The 19,742-nt window shown below is 63.9% G+C and carries 18 protein-coding genes and 3 tRNA genes; 6 read left to right on the top strand and 15 right to left on the bottom strand.

Translation table 11 applies throughout. The features are described 5' to 3' along the window. Positions 1 to 351 precede the first annotated feature (351 nt). Entirely contained in the window at positions 352 to 1,131 is a 780-nt protein-coding gene (locus tag AC1C2N_RS00220; RefSeq protein WP_483405028.1) for an SDR family oxidoreductase, read from the top strand. 189 nt (positions 1,132 to 1,320) lie between these two features. Here the strand turns inward: AC1C2N_RS00220 and AC1C2N_RS00215 are convergent. Continuing rightward, positions 1,321 to 1,393, bottom strand: a tRNA-Arg gene (locus tag AC1C2N_RS00215). Between the two features lie 254 nt (positions 1,394 to 1,647). Between AC1C2N_RS00215 and AC1C2N_RS00210 the strand changes: the two genes are divergently transcribed. Together AC1C2N_RS00210 and AC1C2N_RS00205 are read left to right on the top strand one after the other, a co-directional pair. Beyond that, the gene (locus AC1C2N_RS00210) at positions 1,648 to 3,330 is read left to right on the top strand and encodes an MDR family MFS transporter (RefSeq protein ID WP_483405027.1); all 1,683 of its coding nucleotides are present in this window, start codon (positions 1,648 to 1,650) and stop codon (positions 3,328 to 3,330) included. After that, entirely contained in the window at positions 3,327 to 3,827 is a 501-nt protein-coding gene (locus tag AC1C2N_RS00205) for a MarR family winged helix-turn-helix transcriptional regulator (RefSeq protein WP_483405026.1), read from the top strand. The genes AC1C2N_RS00210 and AC1C2N_RS00205 overlap by 4 nt, the downstream gene beginning before the upstream one ends. A gap of 82 nt (positions 3,828 to 3,909) precedes the next feature. Here AC1C2N_RS00205 and AC1C2N_RS00200 read toward each other — a convergent pair whose 3' ends face one another. Both AC1C2N_RS00200 and AC1C2N_RS00195 read right to left on the bottom strand, forming a co-directional pair. Then, on the bottom strand, positions 3,910 to 4,296 hold the full coding sequence (locus tag AC1C2N_RS00200; protein WP_483405025.1) for an MmcQ/YjbR family DNA-binding protein: 387 nt from the start codon (positions 4,294 to 4,296) through the stop codon (positions 3,910 to 3,912). A 10-nt stretch (positions 4,297 to 4,306) separates the two neighbouring features. After that, positions 4,307 to 4,558 (bottom strand): hypothetical protein, encoded by a 252-nt coding sequence (locus AC1C2N_RS00195; protein WP_483405024.1) that lies wholly within the window; start codon positions 4,556 to 4,558, stop codon positions 4,307 to 4,309. Positions 4,559 to 4,831: 273 nt separating this feature from the next. Between AC1C2N_RS00195 and AC1C2N_RS00190 the strand changes: the two genes are divergently transcribed. Further along, complete coding sequence (locus AC1C2N_RS00190) at positions 4,832 to 5,917, top strand: VIT1/CCC1 transporter family protein (RefSeq protein ID WP_483405023.1); 1,086 nt, start codon at positions 4,832 to 4,834, stop codon at positions 5,915 to 5,917. A gap of 6 nt (positions 5,918 to 5,923) precedes the next feature. Here AC1C2N_RS00190 and AC1C2N_RS00185 read toward each other — a convergent pair whose 3' ends face one another. Further along, a complete protein-coding gene (locus AC1C2N_RS00185) occupies positions 5,924 to 6,691 on the bottom strand; it encodes a LysR family substrate-binding domain-containing protein (RefSeq protein ID WP_483405022.1) in 768 nt (255 codons plus the stop codon). Between the two features lie 106 nt (positions 6,692 to 6,797). On the opposite strand from AC1C2N_RS00185, the gene AC1C2N_RS00180 reads away from it, so the two are divergent. After that, complete coding sequence (locus AC1C2N_RS00180) at positions 6,798 to 7,214, top strand: DUF5997 family protein (protein WP_483405021.1); 417 nt, start codon at positions 6,798 to 6,800, stop codon at positions 7,212 to 7,214. 173 nt (positions 7,215 to 7,387) lie between these two features. On the opposite strand, the gene AC1C2N_RS00175 is transcribed toward AC1C2N_RS00180, so the two are convergent. The 11 genes from AC1C2N_RS00175 to serS form a co-directional block, all read right to left on the bottom strand. Next, on the bottom strand, positions 7,388 to 8,281 hold the full coding sequence (locus AC1C2N_RS00175) for an LPXTG cell wall anchor domain-containing protein (RefSeq protein WP_483405020.1): 894 nt from the start codon (positions 8,279 to 8,281) through the stop codon (positions 7,388 to 7,390). Positions 8,282 to 8,556: 275 nt separating this feature from the next. Next, a complete protein-coding gene (locus AC1C2N_RS00170) occupies positions 8,557 to 10,380 on the bottom strand; it encodes an ABC transporter permease (RefSeq protein ID WP_495432420.1) in 1,824 nt (607 codons plus the stop codon). A 9-nt stretch (positions 10,381 to 10,389) separates the two neighbouring features. After that, positions 10,390 to 11,403, bottom strand: a complete 1,014-nt coding sequence (locus AC1C2N_RS00165; RefSeq protein ID WP_495432419.1) for an ABC transporter ATP-binding protein — start codon at positions 11,401 to 11,403, stop codon at positions 10,390 to 10,392. Positions 11,404 to 11,506: 103 nt separating this feature from the next. Beyond that, entirely contained in the window at positions 11,507 to 12,583 is a 1,077-nt protein-coding gene (locus AC1C2N_RS00160) for an extracellular solute-binding protein (protein ID WP_483405017.1), read from the bottom strand. Between the two features lie 146 nt (positions 12,584 to 12,729). Further along, a complete protein-coding gene (locus AC1C2N_RS00155; protein ID WP_483405016.1) occupies positions 12,730 to 13,470 on the bottom strand; it encodes a DedA family protein in 741 nt (246 codons plus the stop codon). Between the two features lie 142 nt (positions 13,471 to 13,612). Continuing rightward, positions 13,613 to 13,704: transfer RNA gene (locus tag AC1C2N_RS00150), tRNA-Ser, on the bottom strand. A gap of 89 nt (positions 13,705 to 13,793) precedes the next feature. After that, entirely contained in the window at positions 13,794 to 15,080 is a 1,287-nt protein-coding gene (locus AC1C2N_RS00145) for an LCP family protein (protein WP_483405015.1), read from the bottom strand. A 54-nt stretch (positions 15,081 to 15,134) separates the two neighbouring features. Then, positions 15,135 to 16,424: an LCP family protein gene (locus AC1C2N_RS00140; RefSeq protein ID WP_483405014.1), complete on the bottom strand. Its 1,290-nt coding sequence runs from the start codon at positions 16,422 to 16,424 to the stop codon at positions 15,135 to 15,137. Positions 16,425 to 16,453: 29 nt separating this feature from the next. Beyond that, positions 16,454 to 16,541 (bottom strand) — tRNA-Ser (locus AC1C2N_RS00135). A gap of 123 nt (positions 16,542 to 16,664) precedes the next feature. Next, entirely contained in the window at positions 16,665 to 17,465 is an 801-nt protein-coding gene (locus AC1C2N_RS00130; protein ID WP_483405013.1) for an HAD family hydrolase, read from the bottom strand. Next, complete coding sequence (gene serS, locus AC1C2N_RS00125) at positions 17,462 to 18,724, bottom strand: serine--tRNA ligase (protein WP_495432418.1); 1,263 nt, start codon at positions 18,722 to 18,724, stop codon at positions 17,462 to 17,464. Before serS ends, AC1C2N_RS00130 begins: the two co-directional genes overlap by 4 nt. Positions 18,725 to 18,761: 37 nt before the next feature. Between serS and AC1C2N_RS00120 the strand changes: the two genes are divergently transcribed. Further along, positions 18,762 to 19,733 carry a diacylglycerol/lipid kinase family protein gene (locus AC1C2N_RS00120; protein ID WP_483405011.1) on the top strand — a complete coding sequence of 324 codons (972 nt, stop codon included), beginning with the start codon at positions 18,762 to 18,764 and terminating at the stop codon, positions 19,731 to 19,733. Positions 19,734 to 19,742: the final 9 nt, after the last annotated feature.

Raw genomic sequence — 19,742 nt, 5'->3', positions numbered from 1 at the left:
AGCGGTCACTGCATCGAGTATCCGTTCGCGCGTGGCGTTTCCAAGTTTCATGAATCCGCCATGGGCGTGTGCGGCCTGCCCCTTACCCCTGATCTCCAACCCGTTCGTGTTCGTGCTCGGCCTGCCCGCTTTGGCAAGTCCGCACCGGTTCGTCGCAAGGCGGCGGAAGTTTTGGCCTCGTTAGCCTCCAGCTCATGCTGGGCGACCTCGGCTGTGGCGCTCGATCCTCGTCGTCGGTTCACCCCTTCGGCGCCGTCATGCGCATCAATAACTAACTAGCTAGTTGACATTCACACACGGCGCCCTTACCTTAAATACCAACCAGTTAGTTACCAACGAAAGAAGGCCGACATGAATACCGTTCTTATTACCGGCGCAGGTACTGGCTTCGGCCGACTCGCCGCCTTCGATTTGGCCCGTCTCGGGTATCGGGTTATCGCGGGGGTGCAGATCTGGCCGCAGGCGACGCAGTTGCGCCAAGAGATCGCGGCCGCCGGCTTGGAGAACATCGAGGTCATCAAGCTCGACCTTTTCGACGAGGTCGACGTTGCGCACGCGCTCCGCTATGACGTCGACGTGCTGTTCAATAACGCGGCCGTGGCTTACATCGGAAATCTGACCGACATGCCGATGTCGCTCATTCGGGCGAACTTCGAGTCGGACGTGTTTGCTCCCCTGGAGTTGACGAAGAGCTTCATCCGTCAGATGGCCGCTCGCGGCAGCGGCAAGATCGTGTTCAACTCTTCCATTGCCGGCCTGCTGGCTCAGCCCTTCGGCGGCGCATACACCGCGGTGAAGTACGCGATCGAGGCGATCGCCGCCACGTTGCGGGAGGAGCTGAAGCCCCTCGGCGTCACCGTGGCGACTGTGGAGCCCGGGCCCTTCCAAACCGGCTTCAACGACACCGCGATCGAAGCGTCGTCCTATTGGTACGACCCGGAGACGGCGGTCCTGCCGGGTTGGCAGCTACCAACGTTTACCTACCCGGGGCAGGGCGACCCGCAGGAAATGGTGGACGTGATCGTCAAGGTCATCACCGGTGAGATTTCCAGCTACCGCAACGTTTTCCCGCCGTCGACGGAACGCGAGGCCCGAGAAGCGCAAGCCGCCGAGTGGGAGATCACCGTCTAGGTGGCACGCACCCGTGCTCTTGTAACGGACCGACAGACCCGAACCCGCGGTATACCGCGCTCCCAGAACAAGCCCAGGGAACGCGGGCACAGAACCCGGTCAGCAATTCAAAGTGTGGGGATAGTGTGGGGCACCAACGAAAAAGCCCCGGAGAGACAGCCGTAATCGGCGTCTTTCCGGGGCATACCGTGCGCCCGAAGGGATTCGAACCCCCAACCTTCTGATCCGTAGTCAGATGCTCTATCCGTTGAGCTACGGGCGCATGGGCTTGGCCGGGAGACAATCTCTCGCTCCGCAGGCCGTATTAGAGACTACATGACCCGGCGGCTCCGCGCCAATCGAGGCAGCGACGGTCACGTGACAGAACCCTTAGCGTGGGTTATAATTGATGTTTGTCAATGTTATAGTTGACATTTGTCAATAAAGCTTCCCCGCGTCATCAGGAGTCACATGCCTCGAGCTTCACGGTCATCCGCACCGATAAAACCACAACGGACCGCTTCCGCCGACGGCACCATGACCCACCGTCAGGTGCTCGAAGCCCTCTCGGGTCTGCTTCTCGGCATGTTCGTGTCGATCCTCGCCGGAACCGTCGTCGCGACATCCCTCCCCCTCATCATCTCCGAGCTCGAGGGCGACCAGTCCGCATACACCTGGGTCGTGACCTCGACCCTCCTGGCAACAACCGTCTCCACCCCGCTGTGGGGAAAGTTCGCTGACCTCTTCAACCGCAAGCTGCTCATCCAGCTTGCGCTCGGCCTCTTCGTCATCGGCTCGGCTGCCGCCGGTTTCTCGCAGAACACCGACACCCTGATCCTCTTCCGCGTGCTTCAGGGCCTCGGTGGCGGCGGGCTCGCCGCGCTCAGCCAGATCATCATGGCGGACATCATCAGCCCCCGCGACCGTGGCAAGTACGCCGGCCTCTTCGGCGGCGTCATGGCCGTCGGGACCGTGGGTGGACCGCTCCTCGGTGGCCTGGTGACGGATTCCCTCGGCTGGCGCTGGAACTTCTTCATCGCGTTGCCGATTGCGATCATCGCGATCGTCCTGCTGCAGCGCACGCTCCACCTGCCCAAACAGCCGAAGCGCAAGGTTCACATCGATTACCTCGGCGCGATCCTCATCGCCGCCGGTGTTTCGCTCCTCCTGATCTGGGTGTCGCTCGCCGGCACGCAGTTCGACTGGATTTCACTACCGAGCCTCCTGATGGTGCTCGGGTCTGTCATCCTTCTGGTCGGCGCTGTCGTCGTTGAACTCAAGTCGCCTGAACCGATCATCCCTCTCGGCATGTTCAAGAACCGCACGTTCACGCTCTCCGTGATCGCCAGCATCTCAGTCGGTGTCTCCATGTTCGGCACGTCAGTCTTCCTCGCGCAGTACATGCAGCTCGCCCGCGGAGCCACGCCGACAGAGTCCGGGCTGCTCACCATTCCGATGATGGCCGGTCTGCTCATCTCCTCGACGATCTTCGGTGGCATGATCAGCCGTCGCGGCAAGTGGAAGGCAATCATGGTGACCGGCGCAGTCCTCACGGTCATCGGCTCTGTCCTCCTCGGCACTCTCCACTACGACACCAACCTCGTCCTCGTGGGCATCTACATGGCCGTCCTGGGTGCGGGTCTCGGCATGCTGATGCAGAACCTCGTGCTGGTGGTTCAGAACACGATCGAGGTGCGCAACCTCGGCGTCGCCACCAGCGCCGTCACCTTCTTCCGGAGCCTCGGCGGCACCATCGGCGTCTCCGTACTCGGATCGGTGCTCGGCACCGTCGTCGCGCAGAGCATCAAGGAGAACGTCGGTGCCCTCGCGCCGACGGACCAGGCCCTCGCTGGGAAGTACCTCGGCAGCGGAACGATCCCGCAGATCCACGAGCTGCCCGAGGTGTTGCAGAGCGTCGTCGAGAGTGCGTACGGCAGTGGGGTTGGCTTCGTCTTCCTTTGCGCCGTTCCGCTCACCCTCGTCACTCTCATCGCGACGATCTTCATTCCGAACGCACCGCTCGGTAAGCTCAACGCCGTGCAGTTGAAGAAGCAGCCCGTCGACACGTCGCACGACCGCGACGCCAGCGACATCCTCATCGATGTCTCGACGGCGAGTGTTGCGCTCCCCCCGGTCGGCCTCGCAAATCCAACCGGTCAGATCCCGACCGTGAAGCCGGAAGATGATGGCGCGACATCGAATCCGACGAGGATGCCATGACCACGGATGCGACGAACGTCTCTCCCGACTCCGACCGGCATTCAGCGGCCATCGTGGGCGTCGAGGTCAACATGGGTGCCCTGTCGCGCAAGCTTCAGCTCATCCTGAAGAACGCGGCAGCGGCGATCGACCCCACCCTTCCGCCTGCTGGCTTTCAGTTGCTCCGGCTGATCCAGCGATGCGGTTCGGTGCAGGCCAGTGTCGCGGCCGAACGCCTGGTGGTCGATCGGAGCGTTGTGAGCAGGCATATCCGGCAGCTCGAAGAGCTCGGCCTGGTCGAGACGCGCACAGACCCGTCCGACGGCAGGGCCCGTTTCCTCGTGCTGACCGAGGAAGGCACCCGTCGTATGCGCTCGGTCAATCCGTCGGGCAGGTCCGTTATGTATCCGCTGCTGACCGACTGGGAGGTCGACGAACTCGAGAGCTTCGCGGCACAGCTCGAGCGCCTCACCGAGGCGATCGACCGGCGTAACGACGAGTTCACCGCAACCGACTGACCCGCGGCGCTCCGAACGCCACCATTTTTCACACGGATGCCGTCCCGCACGCACGCGGGACGGCATCCGTTTCGTTAATCCCCTAACGCAATCCGCGCGCATCGAGCGCTGCGATCTGGCGCTTGAGCGCGATCTGCCGATACGACTCGTCAATGAGTTCCGCCAGAATTTCCCAATCGACATCAGCCTCGACGAGGTCGACGCCGAGCCAGCCACCCGGCCCGAAATAGGGAGGCACGAAGAACCGCGGGTCTTCGAGAAGAGCCGGCCGCTCGTCGGGATCAGGTTTGAACACCAGGGTATGCGGGCGATCCATCGACGACCCCATCACCGCGAAGAGCTTCTTGCCCGCACGGAATGTGGGTCGGCCCCACGCCTCGACCTCAGCGAACTCCGGATACTCGGCACAGATCTGCCGCACGCGGTCGACGACCGCGTCACCCGGTTCGAACAGTCGCGGATGCTCCACGCGGGTGATCCTACGCGCTGGCCGCCGTGTCGTCACCGGTCGGGCAGTACAGCTGGGTGCGCTCACCACTGCGGTCGACGATGTGCAGAGACATGAGCTGACCGCAGAGGGGGCACGCCGACGCCGAGGCGGGCGGCAACGGCTCCTCGTTGTATGGCCCGAGCGGAGGTGGGCCAATGTACGGCCGCAGCGAGTTGTTGAGCCAGTTGGTGAAGCCACCTGACTCCCTGATGCTCGGCCGCTTCTTATTGCTTCGTGCCATACCTATGAGCGTACGTTGAAAGTGCGCTCAGGTGATGCCCGGCCAACCCCGATCCAGCAGAACTCGCTGGGGTAGACTCTCTCCCAGCGAAGGGGAGTAGTTCCCACCGCCGCTTCACTCCAGAAACGGCGACGCGGTCTGTCGACACACTGGTCTTTCGACCCGGCAGCCCACCCGCGCACTGCGGGCGAGCGAGACCTTCGGCCACATCTCAACGATGGCCGAAGTTTCCGCACCCCGGAATCGTCGGTCACCCGATTCAGGAGCAGTACCGTGACCGAACCCCGCACATCGCCGACGGCATCCGACATCAAACGCTGGCGACAGTACCTTGCCGACGAACGCGCCGAAGCATCCGTCTACAGCGAACTCGCCCGTCGGCGTACCGGCGAGGAACGCGCGATCCTTCTCGGCCTCGTCGAGGCGGAACGCCGCCACGAAGCTCACTGGATCGACCTGCTCGGCGAGCACGCGAACGAGCCCACCCGTACGGCGCTGCGCACCCGACTGCTCGGCTTCTTCGCGAAACGCTTCGGCTCGGTCTTCGTACTCGCCTTGATGCAGCGGACTGAATCGCGATCTCCGTACGAAGCGGATGCCGACGCGACAGACGCGATGGCGGCCGACGAACGCCTGCACACCGAGATCGTGCGCGGCTTGGCAGCACGCGGCCGCAACAACATGTCGGGAACGTTCCGCGCCGCTGTCTTCGGAGCCAACGACGGCCTGGTCTCCAACCTCGCGCTCGTGCTCGGCATGAGTGCGACCGGCGTCGGCACCGGTGTTGTCCTCGCCGCGGGTGTTGCCGGGTTGCTCGCCGGTGCCCTGTCGATGGCCGCGGGTGAGTATGTGTCCGTCCGCTCGCAGCGCGAACTGCTCGACTCGACCACGCCAGACCCAACCGCCAGGCAGGTGCTCCCCCAGCTCGACGTCAACGCGAACGAACTGCAGTACGTCTATCGGGTGCGCGGGATGGCGCCCCAGCAGGCCGCCGAGCATGCCCGCGAGGTGCTCAACAACCTCGACTGCGTGCACGTCGGGCTCGACACCGGCACCCTGTCTGCCCAGACAGGCGATTCGATCGGCTCCGCACGGGGCGCCGCGCTCTCAAGCTTCCTGTTCTTCGCGTCCGGCGCGATCATCCCCGTGCTGCCGTACCTGTTCGGCATGAGCGGGCTCGGTGCCGTTGCGGTCGCCGCCATCCTCGTTGGCATCGCCCTGCTGATGACCGGCGCTGTCGTTGGTGTGCTGTCGGGAGCGTCACCGCTCAAACGTGCGCTGCGTCAACTCGCGATCGGCTACGGCGCTGCCGCCATCACCTATCTGCTCGGGCTCGCATTCGGCACGACCATTGCGTAGCGCTGGCTAGGAGCGCCCGCGACCCCGGTTGCGGCCCTTGCCCAGCTTCTTCGGGGCGCGGCCCTGGCGCGGAGTGAACGGCTTCGCCTTCGGCTTCTGCTGGGGTTTGCGCTCCTTCGGTGGCGCCTTCTCCGGCTCTTCCTGTGGAGCACGGGACGACCGCGCGGTCCTCCCCCGCACCACACCGACGAAGTCCTCGATATCCGGAGTCGTCTCCTCGGCGACCCAGGCCAGCCCGATCCGGGTCTCGGCGACGTCTGTGACGGGCCGAGCGACGACATCCTTACGCCCATACAACCGCGCAACGGACTGCGGCACAATGACGATTCCCACTCCGGCCGCAACGAGCTCGATCGCGTCCTCGACCGACCGCAGTTCGGGCAACGGCCGACGCGATCCATCGCGCACCTCGGCCGCGACGTCGCGCCACTCGGGCACCTCGTCAGGGTCCTGCAGCAGGTGTTCGTCGGCGAGCTCAGCAACCGTCACCGATTCGAGTTTTGCGATGTCGTGGTCCTTGGGCACAACAACGACGGCGATCTCGCTGTACAGCGGGATCAAACTGAGGTCAGTGTCGTCGACGGGAAGCCGCACGAAACTGACGTCAGCGGTTCCTTCGTGAAGCACGCTCACGGCATCCGTTTCGGTGGTCGGCGCGAAGGCCAGCGGCAGATCCTTGCGGCGTTCCTGCCAGACGGTTGCCCACTTGGCGAGCGTCACCCCGGGCACAAAAGCTATGGTGAACGACGGTCCTGGCGTCTCGGCAGTATCCATCGGTCCTCTTCCATCCCCACCGCATCGGTGTGCGGCGGTCTGTTCAGGGTATTACGGATGCCTCCTCCCGCGCTCCACGGTGCCGGTTGGCAGTTAAGCTGGGAACATGGCAACGAACAAGACCCCCCAAACGATGAAGCCGGAGACGGCCGCTAAGAAGCTGGGCGTCTACCTGCCGGCAACTCCCGAAGAATTCCGCTCGAACCCGGTCACCCGCGAACAGCTCAATGAGCTGCTGAGCTCGCCGCCGGAATGGCTGGTCGAGTTGCGCAAGAACGGCCCGCACCCCCGCATCGAGGTTGCCCGCAAGCTCGGCGTCTCTGTGTCCGGTCTCGCACGCGCCGAGATGAACGACGCCGCGCTCACGACGGCCGAGATCACCGCACTCCTCGAGGCTCCCCCGGCGTGGCTCGTGGCCGAGCGCGCCACCCAGGCCGAGGTGCGTGCCGAGAACAGCCGCATCAACGACAAGAAGGCCGGGCAGCGCGCCCTCGCCGACGAGAAGGCACGTCAGCAGAAGTAACGTTTCACCGACAGCACGGCCCGGGCAGCTCTCGCTTCCCGGGCCGTGCTGCGTTCGGCACCTACCCCGTGACGGACGCCGCAGGAGCGAGCGGCGCCGAGAGCCAGGCGGCACCCGCGACAGAAGAACGGCCCGGAGAATTCTCCGGGCCGTTCCTGTGTTCAGCTGTGTGCTTAAGCGCGGCGTGTACGACGCACGAGCATCAGTGCGCCACCAGCGAGGAGCAGGGCACCCGCGAGCGGGAGCGCCCAGGCGGCATCCGCACCCGTTGACGGCAGGGCATCAGCAACCGGAGTGGTGTCGGCAACCGGAGGAGTGGTCGACGCAGGCGCCGGAGGGGTGACCGGAGGCGTAACGGCCGTCGGAGGCGTGTCGGTGACCGGCGGTGTTACCTTCGTCGGAGGAGTCTCGACAGGGCACTCACCGGCTGTGGCGTCCCGTACGGTTTCCTTCACCGTGGTCTTCGGTGCGTCCTTGACCCAGGTGTTGGACTTCTCATCGAGCGTCCAACCGGTGGTTACGGTCGTGGTGGTGGTCTTGACCGTCTTGCTCTCGCAATTGACATCCTCAACCGACTTGGCGCTCTCGAGCGGCTTGGGCTTCTCCGGAACAACAACCGGCGGTTCCTCGACCGGCGGTGTGACTACCGGAGGTGTAACGACTGGAGGCTTTACCGGAGGCTTAACCACCGGAGGCTTGACTACCGGAGGCTTCGCTGGCGCTGGACACGGCTCGCTTTTCTTCGATTCGGTGACGTCGTAAGTGGTGCCAGGTGCGTCCACGACGACGGTGTAGCTGTGGGCAACTGTCCGGTCGTCGAACTTGTATGCCTTGACGAATTCCTTACCGAAGGTTGCGTTCTCGACGGTCTTGCCGTCGATGGTCACCTTGGCGGAGTTTTTGGCGGTCGCGCCATAGTTCTTGAGTGTCACGGTCAGGCTGTCGCACGTCGCAACTACCTTCGGTGTGTGCGCGGACGCCGGTGCTGCTCCCGCGAAGAGCACTAGGGCGGCTCCCACGAGAACGCTGGCATTGAAGCCGGCGAGTAGTTTGGTGTGAGTCTTCACAATAACCTTCCTGAACGCACGCCCGGCTTATCTTCGGGAGTGCGTCATCATTCCGGTCTGAGCTGCGCGATCGGGTAAGCGCAGCAGCGCAGAACGGTCGCTCCGCGTGCCGACCTCGGGCGGCCTGGCAACACGACAAGGGGTTTCTCCCCTTGCAAGGACTACCCTCCGGCAGCTGCGTCAGGATTGACCCCGGAACGGGGTAAGAAAACCGCAATATTTGCGCAGGATGCAAAAAGCCCGCGCCGATCTTCGGTCAGGAACGCACGCATCACTCAGGAACGAGGATTTGCCCCCGCGGTTGCCACGGCATCCGTGCCTGCTGCATCCGTGCCCGCTGCACCCGGACCGGCCGCAGACGGCCCGCCGACGACGCTGAACCGAGAACGGCGCTTCTTCGTGCCGGCAGAGCGGCCATACACGAGATACATCGTGAGGCCCATGATGATCATGAGCAGCACCGTGTAGACGAAGGTGATCGACATCGAGTCGAGGTTGTTCTCACCCTCGGTGCTCGCCTTGATGGCGATGCCGAGCGGTTCGTACAGCGGGTGATACAGGAAGACGGCGGCGTCGTAATCGTCGAGCAGGCTGTTGAAGTTGAGCGCGGTGATCGCGGCGGCCGTCGGAATCACGAGCGGGAACAACACCTTGCGGAAGGTGAACAGTGACTTCGCACCGAGGATGCGAGCGGCATCCTCGAGTGAATCGGGAATCGACGCGAACGCCGCCTTGAGCAGCCGCAGCGTGAACGGGATCTTCACGATGATGTACGCGACGAGCAGCAGCACGGCGGTGCCCGTGAGCACCTGGCCACCGATGAGCGGGTTGGGCCGGTCGAACGTCATCACGAGTGCGAGTGCAATGAGAATCGTCGGCAGAATCCACGGAATGTGCAGGAGATATTCGAGAACGGATGTCACAGGGTTCCGATATTTCTGGATCACCCGCGAGACGAACAGCAGCCCACCGACGACGATGAGTGCTGCGAGCGCGCTGTAGACGACGCTGACGACGAACGGCCGGAGCACGGCAGGAGTACCGAAGACCGTCGCGTAATTGTCGAGGGTGAACGAACCGAGCGTGATCGACCCGGTGAGCACCGCGGTCGAATCGACGAAGGAGAACAGGACGATGAGCAGCACCGGCGCCGCGTAGATGACGAAGAGGACATAGGCGATGATGTGGACGATCACGTTCGCCGCGCGGTTCGGGATTCGCTGTTTTTGCAGCGGGGTCGCGACCTTCGCGACGGAGAAGTAGACGCCCGACTTCTCGACGCGGTTCATGACCGCGAGAAGGATGATCGTAGCGACGCCGAGGATGATCGCCAGGAGCGCGGCGAGGTCACGGGAACTGGTGCTCTTCGAGAACGTGACGATCATCGGTGCGATGGTCTGGAAGTCAGGACCACCGAGCACGATCGGTGCGGTGAGCGCGCCGAGACCGGTGAGGAAGGTCAGCACCGTGACGGCGAAAATCATCGGACGGAGGGCGGGCAAAACGATCTTCCACAGGATGCGCCAGGTCGACGCTCCCATGTTCCGTGCCGCTTCGATGGTCTGGTAGTCGACCTTCGCGAGTGCCGAGGACAGGAACAGCATGTGGTTCGTTGTCGTCGCGAACGTCATCACGAGCACAACGGCAAAGAAGCCGGAGAACCAGTTCGGATCGACCTCTGGCCAGACGTTGCGAACGGCGTTGGTGATGAACCCGTACCGGCCGTAGATGAAGTTGTAGCCGGCGGCGAGCACGATGCCGCCGTAAATCAGTGTGGTGGCGTAGCCAAGCCAGAGCACGCGGGCGCCCCGGATCTGGAAGTACTTCGTGACGAGCACGATGAAGATGCCGACAACGTTGACCGTCACCGAAAGAGTGATCGCGAGCAGGAAGCTGTGCCACAGGCTCTTCATGGCGCGCTCGGAGCTGACGAGCTTTTCCACCGCGCGGGCGCTGAACTCGCCGCCCGGGAAGAACGTCGACACCAGCAGGTTGATGTTCGGGAACAGCAGGAAGGTGACGATGAACCACACGAGCACCACCGAGACAACGATCACGAGCGGCGAGCGGAGCATGGCCCCGAGCGATGAGTTCCGCATGTCGACTCCTCAGTACTGCAGGATCGAGGTCGGGTCGACGTAGAGGTCGGCCGTCGAACCCGGCTCCAACACAGCGTCGCCGTTCTCCGTCACCATCGCGAGCAGCGTTGTTGCACCCGACTCGATCGCGTAGGTGCTGTACGCACCGTGGTAGGTACGCGCTGCGACAACGCCATCCAGACGGATGCTGTTTTCCCCTGTTCGCGGCGGGTACAGAGACACCTTCTCCCGGCGAAGGTACGACGGCTTCGCTGGGTCGAGCCCAGAGGCGCCGGCTGAGACGAGCCGCTGGACGAAGTCAGGTGACAGCGCATTGATGGCCCCGACGAAGGTGCACACGAATTCTGTTCGGGACCGGTCGTAGATCTCCTCCGGGGTGCCCACCTGCTCGACGACGCCCTTGTTGAAAACGGCGATCCGATCGCTCATCGTCAGGGCCTCTTCCTGGTCATGGGTGACGTAGACCGTGGTGATCCCGAGTTCGCTCTGGAGGTTCTTCAGTTGTTCGCGCAACTGCACACGCAGTTTGGCGTCGAGGTTGGACAGCGGCTCGTCGAGCAGCAGGATGCGCGGCTTGAGCACGAGCGCTCGTGCGATGGCCACTCGCTGCTGCTGACCACCCGAGAGCTCGGCGACGTTCTTGTCGAGCTGCTCACGCGTGAGTTCGACCTGGTCGGCGATCTCAGCGACGAGCCGATCGGCTTCTGCCCTCTTGGTCTTACGAACGGCCAGTCCGAAGGCGATATTCTCACCGACGCTCATGCTGGGGAAGAGTGCGTAGTTCTGGAACACCATACCGACGCGGCGTTTCTCACTCGGCAGCCGAGTGGCATCCTTACCGTCGATAAAAATCCTGCCGCGTGACGGCTCGATGAAGCCCGCGAGCGTTCGGAGTGCCGTTGTCTTGCCGCAGCCCGATGGGCCAAGGAGAGTGAAGAACTCGCCCTCGGCGATTTCGAGGTTGAGGTCGGGAATGGCGACGTGCTCACCGAACCGGACTTCGACGTTGTCGTACGTGATCATCTGGGCTCCAGCAGACCGTTCCACGATGAACGGCGGTTGAGGGGGAAAGGCGGCCGCGGACTACCCGCGGCCGCCTCACCCCAGAGACGGGAAGGACGAGCGGTTAGGGCAGGTACTCGAGTTCGGTCTTCTCGACCCACGCGCTGATGTTCTCGCGCACGAATCCGTAGTCAATGTCCTGCTTCTCGAGGGAGTCGATCAGCTCGATGACCTCGGGGAGAGCCGAGGCACGGGCCTTCTCATTGACCGGGTAGGCCGAGAACTCGGCGGCGAACTCGCCCTGGACTTCGGCGCTGCCGAACCAGTCGATGAACTCCTCTGCCTGTGCTTCCTTCGACGTACCGGCGATGACGGAGATCTGCTCGGTGACGTACGGCACGCCGATCTTGGGCGAGATGACGCCGGTCTTCGTTCCATACTCGGCGTCACGCGCCGTGATTCCGCTCGAGGGAATGACACCGTAGTCAACCTCGCCGCGAGTCAGGCGAGCGTAGAGATCGGTTCCCTCGACAGCGGGCGAACCGTTGGCGAAGTACTTCTCGACCTCTTCCCAGCCCTCGTCAGAAATTCCAAGATCTCCGTCCTCGTCGACGTACTGCGTCAGCAGACCAGCGAGGATCAGCTGCGGTGTCGCCTGGCCGAGGACCGTGTTGACCTCGTAGCGCCCCTCATAGGAGCTGTCGCTCCACAGGTCGCTGGTTTCGGTCGGTGCGTCAGATTCGCTCACGGTGTTCGTGTCATAGACCGTGACGATCGCCTGCTCAACGAGCGGCCAGAATGCGCCATCGTCGGGGTCACCGGACTCCTGGTCGACCTCTGCTGCCCAGGCCGGCTCGTAGGCGGTGATCGCCTCTTCTTCCTTGAGTGTCTCGAAGTACATGTTGTTGAGCCCGTAGACAACATCGCCGACCGGGTTGTTCTTCTCCGCGACGATCCGGTTGGCGAGGTCGGCTCCACCGAGACCAACGATCTCGATTTCGATGCCCGCCTCTGCCGCCTTCTCTGTGACCCATTCGCCGCGACCGTCCGAGTTGGAGTTCGTGTAGACAATGAGCGTTCCGCCGGATTCCGCCGGAGCTTCCGATGAGGATGCTTCCGGATCCGCGGAGCAGCCGGTGAGGGCGACGGCGCCGATGAGAAGTGCGGCAATCGACGTCGATCGCACGGTGCGGTTGTTCACGTTCAGTCCTTTCGAGCAGGACAGACCCCGGGTCGCGTCCTGCTGGCATGTGGTTGACCACTCCAACCTAGGGGACAGCGCGCCCCAAAGGGGTGCTCAGCGAGAAATGTTCACCAGAGGTTAGCCGCGCACGGAGGACGAGGACTCTATCGCTGCTGCGTTTGGTCCAGATCAGGCGCTGGCATCTCCTCGGGCTGTTCGGCGAGTGCTGCCCGGCGCGCACGGTATCGCAGGACGGTGCGCACGACCCACCAGGCAACGAGGCAGGCAACACCCGCAACGACGAGGTACTTGAGGATGTCTGCGTACTGCAGGACCGCGCTCCAGTTCTCACCGAGCAGGAATCCGGCGATCACGAAAATACTGTTCCAGATCAATGATCCCGCGAGCGTGAGAACCGCGAACACGGCGAGGTTCATCCTCTCGATGCCCGCGGGAATGGAGATCAGGCTCCGAAAGATGGGCAGCATCCGTCCGAAGAACACGGCTTTCTTTCCGTGCCGCCCGAACCACTCGACGGTTCTCGTGATGTCGTCCGGGTCGACGAACGGGATGCGGGCAGCGAGCCACATCGTGCGGTCATGGCCGAGCAATCGGCCGAGCCCGTAGAGCAGGAAAGCACCGAGAACCGAGCCGACGGTCGTCCACACGATCGCCTCGACAATGCTGAAGTTTCCCTGGCTCGCGGTGAAACCGGCCAGCGGAAGAATGATCTCGCTGGGGATCGGAGGGAACACACTCTCGAGGAAAACGATGATTCCCGCGCCGATCGGGCCGAGGGCCTCCATGACCGAGATCGCCCATCCGGCGATTCCGTCTGCGACGCCAGCCGACGACGAATCAGCCGAGGCCGCGATGACACTGGCGGCGTGGGAAAGCGAATGCATAGAGTCTCCACAGTGGTTTGGACTGCGGCAACGACCACGTCGGCGATGCCAAAGGTTCCCGCCCAGTCTGTCACAGCGGCCGTGGGGGGTTCCTGAGCGCGAGCCGGACAACACAAAACCCCCACTCGAAGAGTGGGGGTGGTGGCGGAGACGGCGGGATTTGAACCCGCGGTCCCCTTACGAGGACTCCACCTTAGCAGGGTGGTGCACTAGGCCGAACTATGCGACGTCTCCATGTGCATGCCGACGGGCGGATGCACAGGCTCAATCATAACGGGTGATCTGCCGTGTTCCGAATCGCGGGCGAAAACGACAGCTGACCGCTATCGATTCGCGACGGAACAGGTCTGTTCGAGGGCTGTCTGACCCGAAAGCCCTTCGATCACGTTCGAGGTCGGCGTCGGCGTCGGTGTAGCACCCGTGCCCGGAGCCGATGGGGTGGACGTCGGCGGCTGAGGAGCCGGCGATTCTGTCGCGGGCGGACCTGCTACAGGAGGCGGCACCGGCGCGTTCGGGTCAGCCTCAACACCGTTCCTTTCCACGGTGGGGTCCGGCACGAACGAGGCGTCAGAGGCGATCGCCTCGACCAGTGTTTTGGCGACGGTTTTGTCCGGAACGACCCAGTTGGGGTTGTCGGGATCAGCCTGAACGGGATACTGCACAAGCGCGAGCTTGTCGAGGTCGATGGTCTGGAAGGTTCGGGCCATAGCGACCATCTGCGTCACGTTCGTGAGCGACGTGGACAGCTTTACATGCTTGGCCGCCACCTGGGCGAGCCCGTACAGCTTGGTGATGTCGGTGAGCGTGTCATCGCTCTTGATCGTGCGCAGAAGCGACGAGATGTACTGCTGCTGCGAGGCGATGCGCGCAAGGTCACTACCGTCGCCGACGCCATGCCGGGTGCGCAGGAATGCAAGCGCCGTCGCTCCGGAGATAGTGGTGGTGCCAGCGGGCAGATCGAGACCGGAATACTTGTCGCGCACCCGCTCAGAAAGGCACACCGGTACCCCGCCGACGGCATTGGTCATCTGCACGACAGCGTCGAATGACATCAAGGCGGCGTACTCGATTTCGAGACCCGTCAGCTCCGAGATCGTGGCGACGACACAGGACAACCCGCCCCGCTCGAAGGAAACGTTAAGCGGCTGAGCCGAAACGGCGCGCTCGGTCTCCTCCGTCTCCGGATCAACACATTTGGGCTGCGCGATAACGAGGTCGCGAGGGAAACTGACCACGACCGCCGTGGAGTGGTCCTCGGAGACATGCAGCAGCATGTTGACGTCATTGAGAGTGACGTCGCGCTTCCCGTATGCGTTCTTATCCTGACTCTCGTCATTGTCAGCCCCAACGACGAGCATGTTGAACCCGCCCTCGAAGGCGTCGATGTTGGGCACCGCTGGGGCAGAGCCGCCGGCACCACCCGGCTGCGTGATGTCAACTGCGTTGGACGAAACGTTGGTTGCCAGGTCATAGACGACCCAGGCCGCGACGGACGCGCCACTGACGAGAAGCACAGCGAGGGCGATGGCCGTCGTCTTGAAAAACGTCGCCGTCGCACCTCGTCGAGATTGCTGCCCATGCTTCATCGTGGGTGCGGGTCGTGGGCTCACAGCACCACTCTAAACCGCCGTCAACTCGAGCCGACAGCGTCCGGAGCCGGTGGGTCAGTTATTTCCCTTGGAGCATGTGTAATCGCCAGCGGTCTGACCCTGCACAGTCTCGGGGAGCTCGACGACATCGGGCGCGGCCGGGGTCTCCGGGGATGCCGACTGAGTGGCATCCGGAGCAGGCGCGTCGGGAACCGGCGCCTCCGCAGGCGGAGCTTCGGCGACCGGTGCATTCGGGTCGAGAACAGAGCCCGCCCCGGTGTCACCCGTCAGCGTGATCGGCTGATCGGAGGCAAGCGCATCGAACAACTGCTTCGCTGGAGCTTTAAGCGGGAGCACCCCACTCTGGCCGCCGCTCGTGCCCTCCGCATTCGGGTACTGAACGAACACGACCTGCTCGAGCGGGATGTTCTTGAGAGCCATGGCAATCGACACCATCGTGTTGACGTTGGAGAGGCTGTTCGAGAGGGTCATGTTGCCGGCGGCTGCCTTGGCGATGCTGAAGAGCTTCGTCGGGTCAGTGAGCGTCTCGCTGCTCTTCAACTGGCGCACGAGCGAGGAGAGGAACACCTGCTGGTTGCTGATCCGTCCAAGGTCCGATCCATCGCCAACGCCGTGGCGCGTTCGAAGGAACTGAAGCGCCGCCATGCCCTGAAGCGTGTGGGTACCCTCGTCGAGGTAGGTCTGGGTGTAGTCGTCGTCGATCGGTTCGGCGACACAGACATCGACTCCCCCGACGGCGTTCGACAGCTCGATAACGCCGTTGAACTGAACTTCGGCGGCGAATGGAATGCTCATGCCCGTCAGCTTTTCAACGGTGAGCACGGTGCAGGCGAGTCCGCCGTACTGCAGGGTGGAGTTGATCTTCTGCGAGGCTCTGGCGTCATACGTGCCGCCGCCCTCTTTCGGGCACGCGGGGATGGGGACGAACATATCCCGCGGGAAACTGATGACGGTCGCCGCCGTGTGATCCTCCGAGATGTGCATGAGCATCGTGACGTCGTTGAGAACACTGGTTTCCTTGTTCGGATCACCGAACACGCCGTCCTGGCCAGCCCTGCTGTCGCTGCCGACAAGAAGCAGATTGACGCCGCCCTCGATCGCGTCGATGTTCGGGAGCGTCACTCCCGGCGTCTCGTTCGCGAGCGTCACGGACGGCTGAACGTCTTTCGCGATGTCCCAGAGCGCATACGCCGAAACGGCGGTACCGCTGACGAGCAGAACGGCAAGCGCGCCGGAGAGAACCTTGATGATGGTCCGGATCGGGTGTGACTTCTTCAGCCGGCCGTGCCTGGCGATCGTTGAGACCGGTTCGGTCCGCCGGGTACGGCGTGAAGGCTCACTCACTCGACGGTCCTTTCGGGTCGGCAGGGCTTTGGCGGAGGGCGTGGGATTCGAACCCACGAGACATTTCTGCCCACCAGTTTTCAAGACTGGCTCCATCGGCCGCTCGGACAGCCCTCCATGCCGCACTGTCGGGACAGCACGCAACACTCGATCCTAGCGGATCAGGGCAAGTCCATACTCACAGGGCATTCTGGACGGTCCCTGAGTGAGAACCGAGTACCCGCAGCCCTAATCCGGGCTTCAGAGCGACTCAAGAACGGCCACGAGTCCGTCATCGGCAACCGACCCGGTCGCCTCGGTTGCCGCCGCTTTGACCTCGTCCGGCGCCTGCCCCATGGCGATCGCTCGCCCCTGGGCTCCCGCCCACTCGAACATTTCGACGTCGTTGCGGCCGTCACCAACGGCGACGACGCGATCCCGCGGCACGTCGAGCCATCCACGTACCCTCTCGAGGGCGGTCGACTTGTTGACGCCAAGCGGAGCGATGTCAAGCCACGCGGTCCAGCCGATGGCATACGCGACCTGGTGCAGGCCCATGCTCTCCACGATCTTGAGGAACTCGAGTTCATCATGCTCTGGAGAGACGACCACCACTCGCGTCACCGGCTCGCTCAACAGCCCCTCGAACTCGACCTCTTCGGCGTTCTCGAGATTCCAGTCGGTCATTCCGACCGTGTATCTGCGGTATCCGCTCGGGTACTCGACCATGTATCGGCCGTCGGCGAGGTGGGATCGGATGGTCTTCAGCACGTCGCTCGGATCGAAGGTTTCGATGAGATGCCGGTGGTATCCACCGACCGCTCCCTGGTCACGTTTCATGACGAGTGCGCCGTTCGCGCAGACGACGTACTCCGGGTCGATTCCCAGCTGCTCGACGACAGGCAGGGTTGTTTCCCAGCTGCGCCCCGTTGCGAGCATCAGCCGGTGACCGCGGGCGGATGCCGCGCGAGCGGCCTCGATGACGGCATCCGACATCGATCCATCTTCGTGGAGCAGGGTGCCGTCAACGTCGAGCGCGACGAGGAGACCGGCTTCGCTCACAGCGGCCGGATCACATCGAGCCCGCCGAGGTACTGGCGGAGCGCTTCGGGAACAACGACCGAGCCGTCGGCCTGCTGGTGGGTCTCAAGGAGCGCGACGAGCCAGCGGGTCGTTGCAAGGGTGCCGTTGAGGGTCGCGACGGGACTGGTCTTGCCGCTCTCACCGCGGTAACGGATGTTGAGGCGGCGCGCCTGGTACGTCGTGCAGTTGGAGGTCGAGGTCAGTTCGCGGAACGCGTCCTGCGTCGGAACCCAGGCTTCCACGTCGTACTTGCGTGCCGCGCTCGAGCCGAGGTCGCCGGCGGCGGTGTCGATCACGCGGTAGCTCAGGCCAAGAGCCTGAAGCATGCCTTCCTGCCAGCCGAGCAGACGGAGGTGCTCTGCCTCTGCCTCTTCCGGTGTCGTGTACACGAACATCTCGAGCTTGTTGAACTGGTGCACGCGGATGATTCCGCGGGTGTCCCGACCGTACGAGCCGGCCTCGCGGCGGTAGCAGGTGGACCAGCCCGCATAGCGGATCGGGGCATCCGCCACGTCGATGATCTCGTCGGAGTGGTATCCGGCGAGCGCCGCCTCGCTCGTACCGGTGAGGTAGAGGTCGTCGGCGGGAAGGTAGTAAACCTCGTCGGCGTGGGCACCGAGGAACCCGGTTCCGGCCATGATCTCGGGCTTCACGAGCGTCGGCGTGATGAGCGGGATGAACCCCTCGGTCAGCGCGCGATCGAGTGCCATGTTCATGATGGCGAGTTCGAGGCGGGCACCGATGCCGCGGAGGTAGTAGAAGCGCGCGCCGGAGACCTTGGTGCCACGCTGCATGTCGATGGCGCCGAGGAGTTCGCCGAGTTCGAGGTGGTCTTTCGGCTCGAAGTCGAACGTCGGCTTCTCACCGACCTCGCGGAGCGTGACGAAGTCGTCTTCTCCGCCGGCGGGCACGCCGTCGATAATCGGGTTCTGAATCGCGCCGACGATCTCGTTAAAGCGAGTCTCGGCATCCGTCACCTGCTGCTGCGCGAGCTTGACCCGCTCGGACAGGCCCTTGACCTGGGCGACGAGCGCCGCCTTCTCGTCTTTGGGCGCCTGCGCCACGGTCTTGCCAAACGCATTCTGCTCGGCGCGCAGCTCCTCGAAGGTGGTGATCGCCGTGCGGCGTTCACGGTCGGCATCGAGGGCCTGGTCGACGAGGTCGACGGGCGATCGCCTCGCCTCCTGCGAACGCCGGATGAGGTCTGGGTTTTCGCGGAGGAGCACTGGATCAATCACGCTGGCAAGTCTAGCCGCGCGGGGTACCGTTGAAGATATGACGAGCACAGAGTCCCCTCGCGCCGCTGTGATCTTCAACCCGACCAAGGGCCGCATCCAGGAGTTGCGTCGCCAGATCGACGCGGCAGCCACCGCCGCCGGGTGGGGCGAGTCGCTGTGGTTCGAGACGAGCATCGAAGACCCGGGGCGCGGCATCGCCCAGCAGGCGGTCGACGCCGGCGCGGCCATGGTGCTCGCTGCAGGCGGAGACGGCACAGTGCGAAGCGTTGCAGAGGGCCTCCGCGATTCCGGCGTTCCGCTCGCGCTCCTCCCCCGCGGCACTGGCAACGTCCTCGCGCGCAACATCGGCGTGCCGATCACCAACACAGCGGATGCCATCCGCATCGCTTTCGAGGGAAACACACGTCACATAGACCTCGGCATAGCGACGCTCAGCCGCACCGACGGCAGTATCGAAGAGCACGGCTTCCTCGTGATGGCTGGCATGGGAATCGACGCCGACATCATGGCGAACACGAGCGACGCGCTCAAGAAATCGTTTGGCTGGCTTGCCTACGTCGACGCCGGCATCCGGGTGCTGCCGGGGGCAAAGCCGTTCCGTATTCGGTACCAGCTCGAGGGCAAGCCCGTGCACAGCGCCCACGTCTCGACGATCCTGTTCGGCAACTGCGGAACGCTGACCGGCGGGCTCGAGATGATGCCGGACGCCGTCGTCGATGACGGACTGCTCGACGTCGCCGTGTTGCAGCCCCGCGGAACGGTGGGCTGGCTCGACGTGGCGCGCAGGCTGCGGGTCGACAATGGTCCGCTCCGCAAGTCGGTGATCGGCCGCCGCATCATCAAGGCGACGTCGGGAAACTCGTCGACGATCACCTACCTGCGGAGCGCCGGCATCACCGTGTCACTCGAGAAACCCCGCGCCATCGAGCTCGATGGCGACGGGTTCGGCATCGTGGCCGGGGTGCGCTTCGCGACCGACCCGGGGGCGCTGGCCGTCCGGGTGCGTTAGCCGCAGGCA

The organism is Mycetocola sp. Y791, assembly GCF_059445325.1.
The sequence above is the reverse complement of the archived record's forward strand: the minus strand, read 5'-3'. Positions and strand labels throughout refer to the sequence as shown.